The sequence below is a fragment of the Methylobacterium sp. CCH5-D2 genome (assembly GCF_001556475.1).
GTDB lineage: Bacteria > Pseudomonadota > Alphaproteobacteria > Rhizobiales > Beijerinckiaceae > Methylobacterium > Methylobacterium hispanicum.
This window is the reverse complement of the sequence record NZ_LSIX01000334.1, coordinates 1-1,378: the sequence shown is the minus strand read 5'-3', so window position 1 is coordinate 1,378 and position 1,378 is coordinate 1. Positions and strand designations below refer to the sequence as shown.

At 76.6% G+C, this 1,378-nt stretch carries 2 protein-coding genes; both read left to right on the top strand.

Annotation, left to right across the window (positions count from 1 at the left end):
- Positions 1 to 206: 206 nt before the first annotated feature.
- Entirely contained in the window at positions 207 to 671 is a 465-nt protein-coding gene (locus AX737_RS08775; RefSeq protein WP_066920648.1) for a DUF4381 family protein, read from the top strand.
- Between the two features lie 4 nt (positions 672 to 675).
- A partial coding sequence (locus AX737_RS08770; protein ID WP_066920646.1) for a VWA domain-containing protein occupies positions 676 to 1,378 on the top strand: 703 nt, incomplete at its 3' end.

Genomic DNA, 1,378 nt, shown 5'->3' with positions numbered 1-1,378 from the left:
CCCCCTCTGCGGGGGAGGGTGGCCCTCGCGTCAGCGAGGGTCGGTCGGGACGTAGTCCCGCAGAGAGGGGAGCCCGGCTGCCGGAGGGAGCGCGGCCTTCATGCAGAGCTAAGCCCAATCCTACAGCGTCGCTCCCCTCTCCCCCCCTGCTGCGCAGGGTACCCTCCCCCGCAGAGGGGGGAGGGAGAACGCGGGTGCTTCCTCCCATGAACCCCGAAACTCTCGCCGCCCTCGACCAGCTCCGCGGCCTGCACCTGCCCGGCAACGCCGCCGGTGCGCTGCAGGGCGAGGTCGTGGCCGCCGCCGCGCTCGGCTTCGCGGCCGCGCTCGGGGTCGGGCTGGTCCGCCTCCTGCGCGCCCGCGCCGGCGCCACCCTCCGCCGGGCGGCGCTCAGCGAACTCGCCGCGACGCGCGACCTGCCGCCCGAGGCCCGGCTGGTGGCGCAGGCGCGCCTGCTGCGCCGGATCGCCCGCACCCGCCTCGGCGAGGAGGCCGCCGCCGCGCAAGGCGCCGACTGGGCGGCCCGCCTCGACCGGCTGTTTTCCACCGACCTGTTCAGCGCGGGTGCCGGCCGCGTGCTGGTGGACGGCCTCTATCGCCGCCACGCCCCGCCCGACGCCGCAGCCCTCGACTCGGAACTCGGCCGCCTGATCGGCCGGATGCGGGCCTGACGCCATGGCAATCCTCCCGGCCTCGGCCAGCGCCTTCCTCACCGCCCTCGATCTCGCGAGCCCCGCGGCGCTCCTGCTGCTGCCCCTGCCCTGGCTCGCCGCGCGGCTCCTGCCGGCGGAGGCGGAAGGGTCGAGCGGCGCGCTGCGCGTGCCGGCCTCGCTGGTGCCCGAAGCGGGCGCGGCCGGCGCCATCGCGTCGCGCGGCCGGCGCCGGACTTGGCTCATCTGGACCTTGTGGACCGCCCTGGTCGTCGCGGTCGCGGGGCCCCGCCTCGTCCTGCCCGGCATCGCTTTGCCGGCTTCGGGCCGCGAGATCATGCTGGCGATGGACCTCTCCGGCTCGATGGAGCGGCGCGACTTCGCCCTCGACGGCGAGACGGTGAGCCGGCTCCAGGCCGTCAAGCGCGTCGGCGCCGACTTCATCCGCCGCCGGGCCGGCGACCGGATCGGCCTCGTGATCTTCGCCGACCAGGCCTACGTTGCGGCCAGTCCGACCTTCGACACCCAGAGCGTCGCGCGCGCCCTGGAGGAGGCCGGCATCGGCCTCGTCGGCCGCTCGACCGGCATCGGCGACGGGCTCGGGCTGGCGCTGCGCCGCCTCGACCCGCGCGATGCCGGAGCGGAGGCCGGCCAGCCCGCGCCGACGAGTTCCAAGGTCGTGGTGCTGCTCTCGGACGGCGCCAACAATGCCGGCCAGACGGCGCCGC

Excerpts from the sequence above, each read along its gene's own strand:
- AX737_RS08775 (WP_066920648.1), top strand. The coding sequence starts at position 207 with ATGAACCCCGAAACTCTCGCCGCCCTCGACCAGCTCCGCGGCCTGCAC.